This window comes from Streptomyces sp. DG2A-72 (genome assembly GCF_030499575.1).
GTDB lineage: Bacteria > Actinomycetota > Actinomycetes > Streptomycetales > Streptomycetaceae > Streptomyces.
The window spans coordinates 9,825,206-9,842,474 of sequence record NZ_JASTLC010000001.1 but is presented as its reverse complement, the minus strand read 5'-3'; the positions used below and the strand labels follow the sequence as shown (position 1 = coordinate 9,842,474).

Sequence of the window (17,269 nt, the reverse complement as noted above, 5' to 3'; positions counted from 1 at the left end):
GGAAGCGTGGTCTCACCATACGGAATCGATCAGCATGAAGGCTGCCACGGCCAGCAGTGCCAGGGCGAACGTCCGGTGCAGGGCGCGGGCGGAGGCCTTCGCGGCCAGCCGCCGGCCGTCCCAGGCACCGAGGACGGCGGCCCCGGCGAAGGGGCCTACGGCGGCCCAGTCCAGGACGTCCACCGAGCCGCCCCGCCAGGCCAGCGCGGCCAGCGAGTTGACCGTGATCACCAGGAGGCTGGTGCCCACCGCCGCGCGCATCCGCAGGCCGAGGAGACCGGTCAGCGCGGGCACGGCGAGAAAGCCGCCGCCGACTCCGAGAACCCCGGTGACCGCGCCGAGCCCGGCACCCGCGGCGGCCGCACGACCGGGGCTGACGGGCTGCCGGGTGTGCGTCTGCCGAGAGGGACGGTCGGGGGGTCCGTAGTCCGTCGGCAGGTCGTGGCGGTCGGGCAGTTCGGCATCCGCCGACGGGCCGAGGGGGACAGACCGTCCCGCGTCAGCCTGTCCGTCCGGTCGGAACGACTCTCCGGCGCGCGTTCGCCGGTCCAGCCGGACAGACCGTCCGGGACGCGTCGGCCGGCCCGCCCGGACAGCCTGCCCGGCATCCGTCGGCCCTGGCCCACGCAGCATCCGTACCGCCGCCACGGACGCCAGCACGCCGAAGGCGGCCGTCAGCACAGGACCCGGCAGTCCTCCCGCCACCGCACTGCCCACCATCGCCGGTCCGCTGCCCGCCGCCGCGAACAGCAGCCCCGTACGCCAGTGGACGTGGCCGTCGCGGGCATACGCGGTCAGAGCGGTGGCGGAGGTGACGGCGACGATGGCCAGGCTCGCGGTGGTGGCCGCGGCCGGGGTGAAGTGGAGCAGGTAGATCAGAGCGGGGACGGTCAGTACGCTGCCGCCGCCTCCGAGCGCCCCGAGCGCCAGACCGGTCACGGCCCCGGCGCACAGGGCGAGGATCAGAGCACTCACGTGACGGTGCCATCCTCGCCGTGCTGGTCGACCACGGGCAGGCCGGCCGTCGCCCAGTCCCGCATGCCGCCGATCACGTCGACGGCGCCCGCGCCCTGTGCGGTGAGCAGTTCGGCGGCCTGCCGGGAGCGGTTGCCCGAGCGGCAGATGACGACCAGATGCCTGTCCCGGGCCTCGGGAGGCAGTCGTACCTGTGAACTCAGCGTGGAAAGGGGCAGGTGGATCGCCCAGGGGGCATGGCCCGCCTGCCATTCGTCCGTTTCCCGTACGTCGAGCAGCACGGACGTTGCGGTGGCAGCGGGGTGGGTGCGGTGGGCGGCCTCGGAGGCGGTGATCCGGCCGGGGCCGTAGCGGAGTCTGCTCATCGACGCTGCTCGCTGCCGAGCCGCCCACGGACCGTGAGTCCGGCCTGCTCGGCGGCGGCGAACGTGTCGTCCACCGCGACGACGTCACGGCCCGCCGCGTCCAGCAGGGAGGCGGCGATGGCGGCGCGCATGCCGCCCGCGCAGTGCACCCACACCTCGCCCGCCGGAACCTCCGCGAGCCGCCGGTGGAGGGTGTGCAGGGGGATGTGGAGCGAGCCCTCGACGAAGCCCGCGGCGCGTTCGGAGGACCGGCGGACGTCCAGTACGACCATGTCCCGCGTCCGGCGCTGTGCGGCGAGGTCGGCGAAGGTGGCGCGCGGGAACGAGGCCGGGGTCTTCCCCCGGCGCACCCAGGCCGATGGATCGCCGGTCGCCGCGGCGGCCGGGCGGTCCACGCCGACGCGGACCAACTCACGCTGTGCGGCAGCCAGTTGAGCAGAGGACTCGGCGAGAAGCGTCACCGGCTTGCGCCACGGGATCAGCCAGGCCAGATAGGTGGCGAGCTGTCCTTCGGCCTCGAAGTTGAGCGAGCCCGCGACATGCCCGTCGGCGAACGCGACCCGGTTGCGCAGGTCGACCACCCACTCCCCCGCGGCCAGGCGCTCGGCGATCTCGTCGGCGCCCGCCACGGCGGGCGGGGTGAGGTCGACGGGTGCGGGGCCCGCGGCGTTGGCGGGGCCCATGTGCGCGTAGTAGGCGGGGACGTCGTCGAGACCGGCCAACAGGTCGGCGACGAAGGTGTCGGCGTCGCGGGTGAGCGCCGCGTTGGCCGTCTTCTCCTTGCCGATCGTCGTGGCCGTGCCGTCGGCCGTGCCGGAGGCGCAGAAGCTGCCGAAGCCGTGGGTGGGCAACACCTCCGTGTCGTCCGGGAGTTCGGCCGCGAGGCGGTGGACCGACGCGTGCTGGGCGCGGGCCAGGTCTGCGGTGAGGCGCGGTTCGACCAGGTCGGGGCGGCCGACGGTGCCGATGAGCAGCGAACCACCGGTGAACACCGCGACGACGGCGCCGTGTTCTTCGAGGACGTACGAGGTGTGGTGCGGGGTGTGTCCGGGCGTGGCCAGTGCACGCAGGGTCAGGGCGTCTTCGGCGGCGACGACCATGGTGTCCCCGTCGTGGACGGGGATGTGGCCGACGGAGATCCGGGCGGCGGCCGGGACGAGGTACGCGGCGCCCGTGAGTCGGGCCAGTTCCGGGCCGCCGGTGACGTAGTCGTTGTGGACGTGCGTCTCGACGACGTGGGATATCCGCACGCCGCGCCGGGCCGCCGCCGCGATCACCCGGTCCACGTCCCGTGGCGGATCGACGGCCACCGCCGTCCGTTCGCCGCCCGCCAGATAGCCGCGGTTGCCGAGTCCTGTCACCTCGATGGTGTCGACGAAGAACACGCCGAGCACTCCCTTCCCAGTCGAACTTCCCGGTCGCGATTCGCGATTCCCCGAGGAACGAAAATTACCCCCGGGGGTATGCGTCGGAGCCTAGCACGAGTACCCCCGGGGGTATTTCCAGGAAAGGGGCCGGGACCGGCGTCACCCGACCGGGTGTCGCAGGCGTGCCGCCAGCGCGGCGACGTCGTCGTCCGCCGCGTCGGCGCCCAGGCGGTCGAGGACCTCGTCGAGCAGGTGGGAGACGTCGAGGTCGGGCTTCACATGAAGGCGGGCCAGCCGGGCGAGGGAGGTGTCGATGTCCTCGTCGCGGCGTTCGACGAGACCGTCGGTGAACATCAGCAGGGTGTCGTCGGGGGTCAGCGGCACGGTGGCCGAGTCGTAGTCGGAGAAGCCGGTGCCGAGGGGCGGGCCGACGGGTAGCTCGATCAGCTCGCCGGTGCCGTCCCGGTGGAAGACGGCGGGTGGCAGATGGCCCGCGCTGGAGAAGGCGACGGTCCCGCGCGCGGGGTCCAGGAGGGCGAGCAGACAGGTCGCGGGCCTGCGGTTGCTGTCCTCGGACATCGAGGTGTCCATCTGGCGCAGGATCCGGTGCGGGGGCAGATCGGTGGAGGCGACGTAGCGCAGCATCGACCGGTAGGCGTTCATGTCGACGGCGGCGTCCAGGCCGTGGCCCATGACGTCGCCGATGACGAGGAGGGTGCGGCCGTAGTGCAGCCGTACGGTCTCGTACCAGTCGCCGCCCACGAGGGCGCCGCTGCCGAGGGGGAGGTAGCGGGTGGCCATGTCCAGGTTCGGGTGCGGCTGACTGGGTGCGAGGAGCAGGACCTCCTGCAGGTTGAGGACGGTCTTGCGGGCCGCGTAGTGCTCGGCGGCGTGGTGGAGGTGAGCGGCGGCCAGGCGGGCGGCGTAGTGGGCCACGGCCGCCTCGTCGTCGGTGAAGACACGGTTGGTGCGGACGGCGAGGACCACGCCGAAGGCCCGGTCCCAGGCCAGGAGCGGCACGGACAGCGCGGCCAGCCGGTTGCCGCCCGCCCGGGTGAACGACGCGGTGAGGGGGCGGCCCGCGTCCAGAGCCCGGACCAGGACCTCGCCGCGCGGAGTCCGGCGCAGGTCGTCCAGCAGATCGCGCCGGCCCGCCGCCGCCACGGGCCGCAGGGAATCCGGCGGGGCGTCCGGCTCCCGGTCCTGCGGGAACAGGTCGACGGCCACGGCGTCACAGAGCACCTCGGCGAGGAAGGCGGCCAGTTCGGCGCCCGTCCTGCGTTCGTCGAGAGTCGTGCCGATGGCGGCCACGGCCCGTTCCGCGAGGGCGAACCGGTCGGCCGAGGCCGCTGCGGGTCGGACAGCCCGGTCGTCTTCCACCGCATCCCTTTCCGACGTGTTCATTCCAGTATCGGCGGATGTGGACCAGCGGTGACGCCGCGGTGCGCGCCGACCGGACCGTGAACGGCTCCCGGCCCGGAGCGACCGGTTCGCGTCGCCCAGGTGCGAACCGGGCGCGTCGTGGCGCATTCTTGCTGTGTCGCCCGAGTGGCGGCACACGGACGAGGTAGGGCCGATGACTCGGAGCGCCGAGGACACGCACCGGATGCCCGGACGGCTCGCCGCGCTGCTGGCCGACGCCTCGACGGAGGCGGTCGACGCGGCCGGCGGTCGCGCCGGCGGGGTCTATCTGCGCTCCAGCACGCCCGGGCTGCTGCGCCTGGCGGTGCTCTCCGGCCTGCCCGGGCAGCTGTTCCGTCCGTGGTGGCGGATGCACGTCGACCGCCCGTTCCCCGTCGCAGACGCCTATCGGCTCGGCGTGCAGGTGATCCTGCCGAACGCCACGGAGACGATGCGCCGCTACCCCCAGTTCGCGGCCGGGCTGCCGTTCCCGTTCGGCTCGCTGTACGTGCCCGTCGTGGCGGCGGCCGGATCGGCCGGCTCGCCAGGGGTGTACGGCGTCCTGACCGTCCTGCGCCCCGCCGCCCGGGACGCCACCGAACTCTTGCCCGTCCGCGACCGCCTCACCCGGATCGCCGAGGAACTGGGGGCGGACCTGCGGGGCCTGGAGGCCGGGGCCGTCCCGCCGGTCGTCTGGGACGGTGAACCGCTGTGCGTACGGCCGCCGAGCGCATCCCCTGCCACGGGGCGCATCGCCCGGTTCGCCTGGGATCCGGCGACCGGGGCCGTGGAGGCGGACGAGCGTCTGCGCGCCCTGCTGCGCGGGTCGGACGACGCCCCGTCCGTGCGGGAGCTCGCCGACGCGGTGGCCACACCGGCCGACGCGCCCCGCGTCCTGGCCGCGCTGCGGGAGACGGCTTCCGGCAGACCTCCGTCGCTGCCGCTGTACGTGCGGGCCGAGGACGGGGCGCTGCGGCTGATGGAGCTCTGGACGGCGTACGACACACCGCCCGAGCCCCCGGACCTGTACCGGGTGCGAGGCGTCGTGCTGGATCCGGGTCCCGGCGCGGCGGCGGACACGGCCGCCGACCTCCTGCCGGACGGCGTGTTCTGCCTGGACCGGCTGGGGCTGGTGGTGTACGCCAATCCGCGGGCCACGCAGTTGCTGCGCCGGTCGCGGGAGGAACTGCTGGGCCGCTCCCTGTGGGAGGCCGTGCCCTGGATGAACCAGCCGGCGTGCGAGGACCATCTGCGCAGCGCCCTGCTGGCACCGGATCCGGTGCACTGTCACGTCCGGCGGCCCGCGGACGACGGCGGGGAGTTCGAGGGCGACTGGCTCGCCGTGTCGGTGTATCCGGGCCCGGACCACCTGACCTGCACGCTCCAGCCGGCCGGACGGATCACGGACTCGCCGGCCGAGCGCGCCTCGGCGTCCGGCGCCCCGTCCATGGCTCCGCTGTACCGGCCCATCGTCCTCGCCATCGCGCTGACGGAGGCGGTCACCGCCCGCCAGGTGTCCGCGGTGGTGATGCGGGAGCTGCTGCCCGCGTTCGGCGGGCGCCGGCTCGCCATCTACCTGCTCCAGGACCGGCACCTGTACCTGGCGTGGGAGACCGGCTTCCCGGCGGGGTTCCTCGCCCCCTTCGAAGGGGTGGGCCTGGACGCGCACCTGCCCGGTGTGGAGACGCTGACCGCGGGCCGGCCGCTGTTCTTCGACTCGATGGAGGATCTGTCCGCCACGTACCCGGGAATTCCGCTCGACGCCACGGAAGGGGCCCGTGCCTTCCTGCCGTTGATCGCCTCCGGCCGCCCGGTCGGCTCCTGCATCCTCGGCTTCGACCGCCCCCGCAGCTTCAGCTCCGAGGAACGGACGGTGCTCACCGCGCTCGCCGGGCTGATCGCGCACGCCATGGAGAAGGCCCAGCGTTACGAGAGCGAGGCGGCCCTCGCCCGCGGACTGCAGCAGGCCCTCCTCCCCCGGCGCCTGTCGTCGCATCCAGGAGTGGAGACGGCAGGGCGCTATCTGCCGGGTACGCAGGGCATGGAGGTGGGCGGCGACTGGTACGACGTCGTGGAGGCCGGGGACGGGCTCGCCCTGGTCATCGGGGACGTCCAGGGGCACGGGGTGCAGGCGGCGGCCACGATGGGGCAACTGCGCAGCGCCGTACGGGCGTTCGCGCTCGGCGGGCGTCCGCCGGACGAGGTCATGAGCGGCGTCAACCGGCTGCTGATCGACCTCGATCCGGGACAGTTCGCGAGCTGCTGCTACATCCGCCTCGACCCGGCGACCGGTGCCGTCCAAGCGGCTCGCGCGGGACATCCGCCGCCGCTGCTGCGTGACCCGGACGGCAGCACGCACGTCCTGCATCTGCCCGGCGGTGTCGTGCTCGGCGTCGACCCGCACGCCGACTATCCGGTGACGGAGCTGCGGCTGGAGCCGGGCGCCGTCCTCGCGCTCTACACGGACGGCCTGGTCGAGCGGCCCGGCGCCGACATCGACGTCGGCATCACGGAACTGCGCGTGGCCCTCGCCAAGTCGGGTGCGCCGGCCGGCCGGCCGCTGACGGGCATCGCCGACCGGCTCACCGCGCGGGCCCGGCACGCCCGCGACCGCCCGGACGACATCGCGCTGCTGCTGGCCACGCGCCGGTCCGCAAGCCCGTGACCGTGACCGCGCTGCGGCGCTGTCACCCTGTGTGACGCCCCTCGCCTCCTGGGGTCCCGCAGTGTAGACATGGCACATGGTCCGGCATGGGGGTCGATCCGAGGTGGGGACGACCCGTCGCCCCAGGGGTCCGCGCGCCCAGCGCGCGCCCGGCCATGCCCGTGGGGCGTACCAGCGCCGCGGGCCGGCCGCGGCGTTGCGGTCGGCGCTGAGCGGGCGCAGCGTCGCCGGGCAGGTGTTCGTCCTGCAGGTCGTCATCGTGCTGCTGCTGGTCGTGGCCGCCGTGGTGGCGCTGGTGCTGCAGGTGCGGCACGACAGCACGATCGAGGCCCGCAACCGCTCGGTCGCCGTCGCCGAGGCGTTCGCGAACGCGCCGGGCACCAGCGAGGCGCTGGACGAACCCGATCCCACGGAGGTGCTGCAACCGCGGGCCGAGGCGGCCCGCGAGGCGACCGGGGTCGACTTCATCGTCGTCATGAACACCGACGGGACCCGCTACACCCATCCCTTCCCCGACCGCATCGGCAAGAAGTTCGTCGGTACCCTCCAGCCCGCGCTGGCCGGGGGCATCGTGACCGAGGAGATCCACGGCACGATCGGCCCCCTGGTCCAGGCCGTGGTGCCAGTCAAGGCCGACGACGGGAAGGTCGTCGGGCTGGTGTCGGCGGGCATCACGACGGAGAACGTGGGCGGGACCGCGAACGAGCAACTGCCGGTCCTGCTGGCCGCCGGGGCCGCGGGGCTCGCCCTCGCCACGGCGGGTACGGCGCTGGTCAGCAGACGGCTGCTGCGGCAGACGCACGGTCTGGGCCCGAACGAGATGACCCGTATGTACGAGCATCACGACGCGGTGCTGCACGCCGTCCGCGAGGGCGTGATGATCGTCGGCGACGAGGGGCGGCTGCTGCTCGCCAACGACGAGGCGCACCGGCTCCTCGACCTGCCCGAGGACGCCACGGGGCGCCAGGTGCGCGACCTCGGCCTCGCCCCCGACACCGCCGACCTGCTGGCCTCCGGCCGGATCGCCACCGACGAGGTGCACCTGGTCGGGGACCGGCTGCTCGCGGTCAACCAGCGGCCCACCGACCTCCAGGGGGCACCGGCCGGCAGCGTGGCCACACTCCGGGACTCGACCGAGCTGCGGGCCCTGTCCGGCCGGGCCGAGACGGCACGCGAACGGCTCAACATGCTGTACGACGCCGGGGTGGAGATCGGCACCAGCCTGGACGTGGCCCGTACCGCCGAGGAACTGGCGGAGCTGGCCGTACCGCGGTTCGCGGACTTCACCACCGTGGACCTGTTCGAGGCGGTGCTGAGCGGCGGGCAGCCGGACCTGGGCGCCGATGTGCGCCGTACGGCGGTCAGCGGGATCCGCAAGGACGCTCCGCTCTACCCGCTGGGCCAGCAGATCCGGCTCGTGGCCTCGTCGCCCCAGGCCCGTGCCGTGCGCTCCGGCCAGGCGGTCCTGGAACCGCACCTGAGCGAGGCGCCGGGCTGGCGGGCCCAGGACCTGGAGCGGTCCGCGCAGGTCGTGGAGTACGGCATCCACTCGCTGATCGCGGTGCCGCTGCGCGCGGGCTCCCTGGTGCTGGGTGTGGTCAGCTTCTGGCGTTCCGAGAAGCCGGAGCCCTTCGACACGGACGAACTCGCCCTGGCCGAGGAGCTGGTGGCGCGGGCGGCCGTGTCCATCGACAACGCGCGCCGCTATACGCGCGAGCACAGCATGGCGGTGACACTGCAGCGCAGTCTGCTGCCCCGCAACCTGCCCGAGCAGAACGCCCTGGAGATCGCCTACCGGTATCTGCCCGCCCAGGCGGGCGTGGGCGGTGACTGGTTCGACGTGCTGCCGCTGTCCGGCGCCCGGGTCGCCCTCGTCGTGGGCGATGTCGTCGGCCATGGACTGCATGCCGCGGCCACCATGGGACGGCTGCGCACGGCCGTGCACAACTTCTCAGCCCTCGACCTGCCGCCCGACGAACTCCTGTCCCTGCTGGACGAGTTGGTCGGCCGCATCGACCAGGACGAGACGGTGGAGGGCGGCAGCGCTCCGGTCACCGGCGCGACCTGCCTGTACGCGATCTACGACCCGGTCTCCCGCACCTGCACCGTCGCCCGCGCCGGGCACCCGCCACCGGCTCTCATCCACCCCGACGGCAGCGTCGAGTTCGCCGACGTCCCCGCCGGTCCCCCGCTCGGCCTCGGCGGTCTGCCGTTCGAGACGGTCGACCTCGAACTGGCCGAGGGCAGCCGGCTCGTCCTGTACACGGACGGGCTCGTCGAGGACCGGGAGCGGGACATCGACGTCGGTCTGGAGCTGCTGCGGGCCGCGCTGGAGCAGGCCGACGACTCGCCCGAGGACACCTGCCGGGTCGTCCTCGACTCCCGGCTCACGGCCCGGTCGAGCGACGACATCGCCCTGATCGTGGCGCGCACCCGGGCGCTGGACGCCGACCGGGTCGCCGAGTGGCATGTACCGTCCGACCCGGCGGCCGTCGCGGACGTACGGGCCGAGGTCACGCGCCGGTTGGCGCGCTGGGGGCTGGACGAGCTGGCGTTCGCCACGGAGCTGATCCTGAGCGAGCTGGTGACCAACGCGATCCGTTACGGCGGCGAGCCCATCCACGTCAGGATGCTGCGCGACCGCACCCTGATCTGCGAGGTCTTCGACAGCAGCAGCACCTCTCCGCATCTCAGATATGCCGCCATGACGGACGAGGGCGGGCGGGGCCTGTTCCTCGTCGCCCAGCTCGCCGAGCGCTGGGGCACGCGCTACACGCCCGACGGCAAGGTCATCTGGGCGGAACAGCCACTGCCGTGACTCTGGGCGGGCGGCGCTGACGCCCGCCCGCTTGTTCATCCCCACGAAGTTGCGACCCGACGGGTGTCCAACGCTTCCAACCTCTAACAGGAAACCTTCCTATCAGTATTGCGTACCTCCAACCCCCACCATCACTTGGAGCACCCGTGAGGCACCCCACTCGACGACCCGGCGAAGAAGGAGATCGCCATGAAGCTCATGTCGAGCCGGTGGAGCTGTACGCCGACCGCAAGCCTGGCGCCGGGCCGCACGGGACAGTCCCTTCCAGCAGGCACAGAACGACGAACGCGACCGGGTGTACTTCAACCCGGCCGTACGGCAGGGCAAGGCGGACGGGCTGCGCGTGCTCGGTCAGTTCGCGCACTACGACGCCCTCAGGACGAGGCGCACAGCGACGCCAGCCGGGTCGACACGGCCCAGCGCGTCTTACTGCGCGAGGGCAACCTGGGCCCGCACCTGGTGCGGCAGCCCTCAGGGGGCGCCGCGAGGTCCGTATCCCCATAACGTAGCCTTATGAGCTCATAGATCGGACCCGCGTACCGACTTAGGGTTACCTTAGTTTAGGCTTCCCGTTCGAGATCGTCTGTCACCGCTCGAAGGGAACCTGATCATGCCCCGCCCCCTGCGGGTAGCCATCGTCGGAGCCGGCCCCGCCGGGATCTACGCCGCCGACGCGTTGCTCAAGTCCGACGTGGCCGCCGAACCCGGTGTGTCCATCGACCTCTTCGAGCGCATGCCGGCCCCGTTCGGGCTGATCCGGTACGGCGTCGCCCCCGACCACCCCAGGATCAAGGGCATCATCACCGCCCTGCACCAGGTGCTGGACAAGCCGCAGATCCGTCTGTTCGGCAACGTGGACTACCCGACCGACATCAGTCTTGACGACCTGCGCGCGTTCTACGACGCGGTGATCTTCTCCACCGGCGCCACGGCCGACCGCGACCTGTCGATCCCCGGCGTCGAGCTCGACGGCTCGTACGGCGCCGCGGACTTCGTCTCCTGGTACGACGGCCACCCGGACGTGCCGCGCACCTGGCCGCTCACGGCCAGGAAGGTCGCCGTCCTCGGCGTCGGCAATGTCGCGCTCGATGTGGCGCGCATCCTGGCCAAGACCGCGGACGAGCTGCTGCCCACGGAGATACCGCCGAACGTCTACGACGGCCTGAAGGCCAACGAGGCCGTGGAGATCCACGTGTTCGGCCGCCGCGGCCCGGCGCAGGCGAAGTTCTCCCCGATGGAGCTGCGCGAGCTGGACCACTCCCCCACCATCGAGGTCATCGTCGACCCCGAGGACATCGACTACGACGAGGGCTCGATCGAGACCCGGCGCGGCAACAAGCAGGCCGACATGGTCGCCAAGACCCTGGAGAACTGGGCCATCCGCGACGTCGGCGACCGGCCGCACAAGCTGTTCCTGCACTTCTTCGAGTCGCCTACCGAGATCCTCGGCGAGGACGGCAAGGTCGTCGGCCTGCGCACCGAGCGCACCGCCCTAGACGGCACCGGCAATGTCAAGGGCACGGGCGAGTTCAAGGACTGGGACGTCACGGCGATCTACCGCGCCGTCGGCTATCTCTCCGACAAGCTCCCCAAGCTGCCCTGGGACCTCGACTCGGGCACGGTCCCGGACGAGGGCGGCCGGGTCATCCAGGAGAGCGGCGAGCACCTGCAGTCGACGTATGTCACCGGCTGGATCCGGCGCGGTCCGGTGGGTCTGATCGGCCACACCAAGGGCGACGCCAACGAGACGGTGGCCAACCTGCTGGCCGACCACGCAGGCGGCCGTCTGCACACGCCGGCTTCGCCCGAGCCGGACGCCGTCGACGCGTTCCTCGCCGAGCGGAACGTCCGGTTCACCACCTGGGACGGCTGGTACAAGCTGGACGCCGCGGAGAAGGCGCTGGGCGAGCCGCAGGGCCGCGAGCGGGTGAAGCTCGTCGAGCGTGAGGACATGCTCAAGGCCAGCGGCGCCTGAGAGAGCGTGATCAAGGGGTCCGGGGGCTGTGTTCCCGGGCCCCTTGGTGCAACGGCCGTACGAACGGGGGGTCAGCCACCAGGCCATGAGCAGCGCGCCGACCGGCACCACCAGGCTCAGCAGGCCGCCGGGGACGCCGTCCGGTCCGTACGCCTCCAGGCGTCGAGAGCAACATCCCCGTCAAAGCGGAAAGCCGGTCGCGGCCATGAGAAGCGAACGCATCCGCCAACCCCCGTTTCCGTGCTGCGGGGGCACGGCTCCCCTCCGGGCTCCGGTGCGGGCACCTGCGGGTCCCGGCACCGGAGCCGATCCGCCGTGCTCCCCACGCCCATCCTGTACGCCGGGAGCACGACGGCGCATTGCCGACATCCGGCAACGTTCCCCAGGGACTTGATGCCGGTGACCATCAAGAAACCGTCATCGACGCATCAAGAAGCAGCCGGCCGCCGCCCGTTCACCGATCCGTGAGTTCGGCGGCACCGAAGGAGACGTCGAACCGGTCGCACCAGATGCTGACGCTGCTGTACTTGGCGGGGTCGACCTCCTTGGGCAGGGCGTAGTTCTGGCTGCCCTTGTTGCCCTTGAGCTTGCCGAGGCTGACGTACTCCCCGTCGTCGAAGACGTGCCAGCCGGCGACGCCCTCCTTCACCGGCGCATCGGTCAGCCACACGCGGAGGTCCGGGCCGTTACTGGTCTCGAGGCTTTCCAGCCGTACGACATGGGATCCGTCGGCCAGTCGTACGAGTTTCACCGTGCCCGAGGTGGCGTGCTCGTGGCTGATCAACTCGCCCCTGGCCAGCGTCTGCGGCTCCTGCGATACCGGTGACGGCACCGCCTCGGCCGGTGCGGAAGAGGACGGGGACAGGGACGGGGACGGGGCGGCCTCGGGGAGCGCCTCCACCACCGTCTCGTCCTGCCAGAGCTTCCAGGGCTGGAACCAGTACAGCCCCGCACCGACTCCGGCGAATGCCACCACCAGCGCCCCGATGACCCATGGCTTGGCCAGCACCTTGCGCACGCGCCCCATCCCGCCTCACTTCCTGAGAACTGTCTGTGGCCTCCATTCCAGCGGACCGGAGCGCCCTCGCACATGTCGCAGGTGATGACGGAAGTCTTACGTCGGTGTCCGCGTCGGCCGGCGGGCGGTCAATGCGGCGCTCAGGACACGGCCTTGGTGACCACCCAGTGGTGCTCGCCGTCGGCGGTGTCCTCGGGATAGCTCTCGACGGTTCCGCCGCCGCGGCGGGCGATCTCGTCGAGGGCGCCTTCGAGTGAGCCCACGCAGGCCAGGCCGTCGTAACACCCATGCCCTCGGCGTGGAAGGACATGCACCAGCAGTCGCCCCACACGCCGTTGTGACGTTCGACCAGAGCCGCGCAGTCCGGCCAGGTGGCCGTGTCCAGTGGACGTACACGCAAGCCCGTCATGATCCGCTCCGTCACCGGCCGGGGCGGCGAACAGGACCCGCCCCAATGCGGATGGTGGGCACGCCCTGTTCGCCGGAAGTCATTGTCATGGCCGGGCCGGGTCCGGGCCACGAGTGAAGGGCCGCTCGCCGAAGTGCGACGATCACACCCCGTGTGCGTGCCGCGCCTCCCGTGTGCCCACACGGGCGGCACCCCGCCTGTTCCGGCTCGACCTGCGGCGACGATACTGGCAGTTGTACGGTCACCTCGCATACAGATGGACTCATGACGACCACCCCCGCCGTCCACTCCACGATTCCGTCCACCGTGTGGCTCGCCCGTGGCCGCTACGGCGGACCCGACGCGGACGCCGTCGTCCGGCTCACGCTCCGGCGTCGCAAGCAGAACGGGGTCCTGGACGACCACCTCGAGGTCGCCGAGGACGCCCCCGAGCGAATCTTCGAGGCCCGATGGCAGGTCGCCGACATCGTGACCGTACGGGCCCGGCTGACGTTCGCCCCCGATTCCGAGGACGGACGGGAGTGGGTCCTGGTCGCGGAGGCGGACCGGCCGTGGGACCCCGGCTGGCCCTCTCCCGTCACCCTGTTCTGGCCCGAGGCACCGGATTCCGCCTGGGATCACGAGCCGGTCACGGGACTGCGCTTCCGGGACGCCAACCGCCTGCCCGCGGACGACAAGGCCCTGCGGCGCCTCCTGAGGGACTCCGTGCGCGGCAGCTGGGGCATCCACATCGTCGTCCACGAGGCCATGACCCCCGACGAGCGCGGCCTGCTGCCGCTGGCCCGGCTGCTGCCACCGAGCCTGCGGCACTGCGTGGTCGAGCACCGGGCCGCCCCGCACCAACTGCGCGCGGTGAACTGGGCGCTGCGCGAGTTCGGCGTGGAGGTGCCGCGCGGCGGCGCCGTGGTGCTGTCCAAGGCGCCGCACCGCGACGGGGACGACGCCCAGGACATGGCCGTACGCAGCGTCTTCCTGGACGGGTCGGAGCCGACGGAACTGATCGGTATCCTGACGCGGTACGCCGTCTCCGCCCGGCCGCTGCCGGACGGCGCCGAAACGGCCATCAGCACGTTCCGGGAGGATTGGCGGCTGCTGACCCTCGAAGAGGAACTCGCACGCGAGCGCAAGTTGGTGGCCATGTATGCCGAAGCACTCGACGCCATGACGAAGTCCCGGGATCTGTACCGGGAGGCGGCCGAGCGCGCCAACGAGGCACTGGCCGCGTACCGGGAGTCCTCCCCCGCCGCACCCCGGGAACCGGTCGCGCCCGACGCGCACGCCAACTCCCCGCTCCAGCAGCTGACGCGCACGTTCGGACGCCTCAAGGGCACCGCCAAAGCGCGGCGGCGTGAGGAGGACGACGCCGGCTGAGCGAGGTCGGCGTCAGTCGCCCGTACGGTGCGCCTGCGCCGTACGGGGCGCGTCGGCCGTGCGCTGTGCCTCCGCCATCAGTCGTGCCACCGAGTCCGCGCCGGGTGACTGTGCCGCCAGGCTCACCAGCAGGGCGATCAGCGCGGCCAGTGCCGCGCATACGGCGGTCAGGCCGGTGGCCCAGCTCGGTGCGAGGGTGAGATCCAGTGCCTGGGACAGGTCCGCCGAGTCCAGCCAGGCCTCGAAGACCTGGGTCGCGGCCAGCGCCGCCGGGACCACGACGGCCGCCGCCAGCACGGGCAGCGCGGCCCGCGCAGTCAGCAGCAGGGCCAGGACCAGGCACAGGGCCGACACGCCGAGCGCGAAGCCGTACACCTGCGGCGAGGTGCCGTCGCGTTGCGGCGGGAACCAGAGCAGGCCGCAGACCGCGAGGGCCGCGACGGAGAGCCGACCCGGCCAGCGGGGAGCCCTGTTGACCGAGGGCGGGCGACCTGGGGGCGGCGGAGGGACGGCGCCCGGGGTCGGTTCGCCCTCGGGGCCATGGCCGAACGGCGGCCAGTCGGGCGGCTCGTCGACGGTTTCCGCGCTGCGCGCGACGGCCAGCCGCCCGATCAGCTCCACGAGTTCCTCGACGGGCCGCCCGGTCGCGACCGCCCGTACCGCCTCCTGCCCGCAGTGGGGTTCCAGGGGTGCCCGGTGCATCAGGTCCATCAGCCGGGTCACCTCCTCCACCGGGCGGGCCCCTGCCGCGGCGCGGATCGCCTCGTCCGCGCACCCGGCGTCGCGCGGCGGCCGGGTCAGCAGGATGACGAGCCGGGTGACGTCCTCCACGGACCGGGTCACTCCCACCGCGCGGAGTGCGTCCACCGTGGCCTGCGCGTACTGCGGTGACTGCTCCAACAGTGTGATGAGGTGGGCGACCTCTTCCAGGGGCCGGTCGGCGACGGCGGCCTGCACGAGGCCGCCGAGCGGGTCGCCGTACCGCGCCCCGGTGGCGGGTATGACAGGTTCGTTCGAACCCGGCGATGCGGAACTGGTCGTCATGGTCGGCTCCCTGGGAAGAGTGCGGTTGCTCTCGCGCCCCCGACGCGCGACACGCGACGTATCGCTGACCATTCCAGGCGCACGCGCGGCACCCTGCCACTCAGGTGGGCCACAGGTATGACTGTCCTGCCTCCGGCAGGCGATACAAGCACCGCAAACGGGCAATCCGCATAGAGGGAAGCCCGGCGCGAGGAGGTTCCGTGGACTCGACCACTGAATGGATCGTCGTGGCGGCGGTCCTGGCTGCGGTCCTGCTGACCGTGGCCGTCGGACTGCTGGTGCGGCTGGTCCGGGCCCGGCGCGCGCTGCGCCGGGCGGGGCTGCCGACCGGGCCACGCTGGGTGTTCTGGGGTGCCCTGCTCTACTTCGTGCTGCCCACCGACCTGGTGCCGGACCCGGTGTACCTGGACGACATCGGCGTACTGCTTCTCGCCCTGCGCTCCCTGCGCGCGCCCCTCGGCGCCTCGCGCGCCGACCGCCGGAATGGTCCCGCCTGAACCCGAGGACGTCTTTTCGCGTCTCAAGAACGGGAACTGACTGTGATTACGCAGCGTAAGGAAACCATTCACTCGTTCGATTCGTATAAGTCTCTGGAAAGCGAAGGAAGTCGGCGGACCATGCCTTGCCGCCAGCCGACCGCAGCTGATCGGCACAGCACCGACGAGGGAGAGACGATGCAACCGTTCACGCTCAACTACGCACGTCCGGCAGCAGAGTTGGAAGTCACCACTCCGTACATCTATGACTCCGGACTGCAGTTGAACGTGCTCATGGACGGGCGGATAGCCGCCCGTGACTACGCTCTGCTGAGGGAACTGGGGACCACGACGTCGACCGCGGGCTCGAAGACTCACTTCGACGACTGAACACGGGCCGGCGACGATGACCGTCCTGATCCTGACCTCTCAAGCGGATGTGACAGCCGATCTGGTGGTGGTGCACCTCAACGTGTCCGGGGTACCGGTGGTCCGGCTCGACCCCGCCGACCTGACCGGCGATGTCGCGCTGTCCGGGGAGTATGTGCACGGTGCGTTCCGCGGCCAGCTGTCGGCCGGGGGGCGGCTGGTGAGCATCGAGGGGGTGCGCTCGATCTGGGTGCGCAGGCCGGGGGCTGCGGCCACGCGCGCCCCCGCGCCGTCCTCCTGGCTGACGGAGGAGGCCTCACAGGCCCTGTACGGCATGCTCCGCGGTTCGGAAGCGCGCTGGATGAACCACCCGGACGCGGCCCGCCGCGCCCGCCACAAGCCGTGGCAGCTCCGGCTGGCCCAGCGGTGCGGCCTGCCCGTGCCGGCCACCCTGATCACTACGTTCCCGCAGGCCGCCCGCGAGTTCTCCGAGCGCTACCCCGATCTGGTCGTCAAGCCGGTCTCCGGGGCGCACCCGCAGGACCCGCCACAGGCGGTGCCGACCAGCAGGGTGGCACCCGGCACGGACTTCGCCGCCGTCGCGTTCGGTCCCACCCTGCTGCAACGGCGTATCGCCAAGCGGGCCGACATCCGCCTCACGGCCGTCGGCGACCGGATGCTCGCCGCCCGCAAGGCCGCGGACACCGACCCCGACCAGGTGGACGTCCGCTTCGCCCCGTCCGACTCCCCGTGGCGGGCCGCCGAGGTGCCGCCGCGCGTCGCCGCCGCCGTCCGCCTCTACCTCCGTGAGGCGGAACTGGCCTACGGCGCCTTCGACTTCGCCGAGGATGCCGACGGCGTCTGGTGGTTCCTGGAGTGCAACCAGTCGGGCCAGTTCGGCTTCGTCGAGGTGGACACCGGTCAGCCCATCGCCCGGAGCATCGCGGAATGGCTGGCCCAACCCGGTCCGGAACGGCGCTCGCAGGTCAACGGCACGAACAGGGCGGTTTCTTGAC

Annotated in this window: 14 protein-coding genes and 1 pseudogene; 8 read left to right on the top strand and 7 right to left on the bottom strand. The window is 72.3% G+C overall.

Translation table 11 applies throughout. The features are described 5' to 3' along the window. Positions 1–12: 12 nt before the first annotated feature. The 4 genes from QQY66_RS46590 to QQY66_RS46575 form a co-directional block, all read right to left on the bottom strand. Complete coding sequence (locus tag QQY66_RS46590) at positions 13–975, bottom strand: sulfite exporter TauE/SafE family protein (protein ID WP_301986563.1); 963 nt, start codon at positions 973–975, stop codon at positions 13–15. Beyond that, a complete protein-coding gene (locus QQY66_RS46585) occupies positions 972–1,340 on the bottom strand; it encodes a rhodanese-like domain-containing protein (RefSeq protein WP_301986562.1) in 369 nt (122 codons plus the stop codon). The genes QQY66_RS46590 and QQY66_RS46585 overlap by 4 nt, the downstream gene beginning before the upstream one ends. Continuing rightward, on the bottom strand, positions 1,337–2,725 hold the full coding sequence (locus QQY66_RS46580) for an MBL fold metallo-hydrolase (protein WP_301986561.1): 1,389 nt from the start codon (positions 2,723–2,725) through the stop codon (positions 1,337–1,339). Before QQY66_RS46580 ends, QQY66_RS46585 begins: the two co-directional genes overlap by 4 nt. Before the next feature lie 141 nt (positions 2,726–2,866). Then, positions 2,867–4,111, bottom strand: a complete 1,245-nt coding sequence (locus tag QQY66_RS46575) for a PP2C family protein-serine/threonine phosphatase (RefSeq protein WP_301986560.1) — start codon at positions 4,109–4,111, stop codon at positions 2,867–2,869. Positions 4,112–4,283: 172 nt separating this feature from the next. On the opposite strand from QQY66_RS46575, the gene QQY66_RS46570 reads away from it, so the two are divergent. The 4 genes and pseudogenes from QQY66_RS46570 (at position 4,284) to QQY66_RS46555 (ending at position 11,566) form a co-directional block, all read left to right on the top strand. Further along, entirely contained in the window at positions 4,284–6,773 is a 2,490-nt protein-coding gene (locus QQY66_RS46570) for a SpoIIE family protein phosphatase (RefSeq protein ID WP_301986559.1), read from the top strand. A gap of 76 nt (positions 6,774–6,849) precedes the next feature. Next, complete coding sequence (locus tag QQY66_RS46565; RefSeq protein ID WP_301986558.1) at positions 6,850–9,591, top strand: SpoIIE family protein phosphatase; 2,742 nt, start codon at positions 6,850–6,852, stop codon at positions 9,589–9,591. Between the two features lie 235 nt (positions 9,592–9,826). Beyond that, positions 9,827–10,095: pseudogene (locus QQY66_RS46560) on the top strand (chitosanase); the annotation flags it as partial. A gap of 106 nt (positions 10,096–10,201) precedes the next feature. After that, a complete protein-coding gene (locus QQY66_RS46555; RefSeq protein WP_301986557.1) occupies positions 10,202–11,566 on the top strand; it encodes an FAD-dependent oxidoreductase in 1,365 nt (454 codons plus the stop codon). 454 nt (positions 11,567–12,020) lie between these two features. On the opposite strand, the gene QQY66_RS46550 is transcribed toward QQY66_RS46555, so the two are convergent. Together QQY66_RS46550 and QQY66_RS46545 are read right to left on the bottom strand one after the other, a co-directional pair. Next, a complete protein-coding gene (locus QQY66_RS46550) occupies positions 12,021–12,593 on the bottom strand; it encodes a DM13 domain-containing protein (protein WP_301986556.1) in 573 nt (190 codons plus the stop codon). Positions 12,594–12,724: 131 nt separating this feature from the next. Beyond that, complete coding sequence (locus tag QQY66_RS46545) at positions 12,725–12,847, bottom strand: hypothetical protein (protein ID WP_301986555.1); 123 nt, start codon at positions 12,845–12,847, stop codon at positions 12,725–12,727. 410 nt (positions 12,848–13,257) lie between these two features. On the opposite strand from QQY66_RS46545, the gene QQY66_RS46540 reads away from it, so the two are divergent. Then, positions 13,258–14,364 carry a hypothetical protein gene (locus QQY66_RS46540; protein WP_301986554.1) on the top strand — a complete coding sequence of 369 codons (1,107 nt, stop codon included), beginning with the start codon at positions 13,258–13,260 and terminating at the stop codon, positions 14,362–14,364. A gap of 12 nt (positions 14,365–14,376) precedes the next feature. On the opposite strand, the gene QQY66_RS46535 is transcribed toward QQY66_RS46540, so the two are convergent. Next, the gene (locus tag QQY66_RS46535; protein WP_301986553.1) at positions 14,377–15,408 is read right to left on the bottom strand and encodes a hypothetical protein; all 1,032 of its coding nucleotides are present in this window, start codon (positions 15,406–15,408) and stop codon (positions 14,377–14,379) included. 200 nt (positions 15,409–15,608) lie between these two features. Between QQY66_RS46535 and QQY66_RS46530 the strand changes: the two genes are divergently transcribed. The 3 genes from QQY66_RS46530 (at position 15,609) to tgmB (ending at position 17,268) form a co-directional block, all read left to right on the top strand. Next, the gene (locus QQY66_RS46530) at positions 15,609–15,905 is read left to right on the top strand and encodes a DUF1232 domain-containing protein (RefSeq protein WP_301986552.1); all 297 of its coding nucleotides are present in this window, start codon (positions 15,609–15,611) and stop codon (positions 15,903–15,905) included. A 177-nt stretch (positions 15,906–16,082) separates the two neighbouring features. Further along, complete coding sequence (gene tgmA / locus QQY66_RS46525; RefSeq protein WP_301986551.1) at positions 16,083–16,274, top strand: putative ATP-grasp-modified RiPP; 192 nt, start codon at positions 16,083–16,085, stop codon at positions 16,272–16,274. 16 nt (positions 16,275–16,290) lie between these two features. Then, complete coding sequence (gene tgmB / locus QQY66_RS46520) at positions 16,291–17,268, top strand: ATP-grasp ribosomal peptide maturase (RefSeq protein ID WP_301986550.1); 978 nt, start codon at positions 16,291–16,293, stop codon at positions 17,266–17,268. Position 17,269 lies beyond the last annotated feature (1 nt).

What these genes read in the sequence shown, in the direction of transcription:
- QQY66_RS46570 (WP_301986559.1), top strand. Translation starts at nt 4,284, where the DNA reads ATGACTCGGAGCGCCGAGGACACGCACCGGATGCCCGGACGGCTCGCC.
- QQY66_RS46575 (WP_301986560.1), bottom strand. Translation starts at nt 4,111, where the DNA reads ATGAACACGTCGGAAAGGGATGCGGTGGAAGACGACCGGGCTGTCCGA.
- tgmA (WP_301986551.1), top strand. Translation starts at nt 16,083, where the DNA reads ATGCAACCGTTCACGCTCAACTACGCACGTCCGGCAGCAGAGTTGGAA.
- QQY66_RS46540 (WP_301986554.1), top strand. Translation starts at nt 13,258, where the DNA reads ATGACGACCACCCCCGCCGTCCACTCCACGATTCCGTCCACCGTGTGG.
- QQY66_RS46550 (WP_301986556.1), bottom strand. Translation starts at nt 12,593, where the DNA reads ATGGGGCGCGTGCGCAAGGTGCTGGCCAAGCCATGGGTCATCGGGGCG.
- QQY66_RS46585 (WP_301986562.1), bottom strand. Translation starts at nt 1,340, where the DNA reads ATGAGCAGACTCCGCTACGGCCCCGGCCGGATCACCGCCTCCGAGGCC.
- tgmB (WP_301986550.1), top strand. Translation starts at nt 16,291, where the DNA reads ATGACCGTCCTGATCCTGACCTCTCAAGCGGATGTGACAGCCGATCTG.
- QQY66_RS46535 (WP_301986553.1), bottom strand. Translation starts at nt 15,408, where the DNA reads ATGACGACCAGTTCCGCATCGCCGGGTTCGAACGAACCTGTCATACCC.
- QQY66_RS46555 (WP_301986557.1), top strand. Translation starts at nt 10,202, where the DNA reads ATGCCCCGCCCCCTGCGGGTAGCCATCGTCGGAGCCGGCCCCGCCGGG.
- QQY66_RS46565 (WP_301986558.1), top strand. Translation starts at nt 6,850, where the DNA reads ATGGTCCGGCATGGGGGTCGATCCGAGGTGGGGACGACCCGTCGCCCC.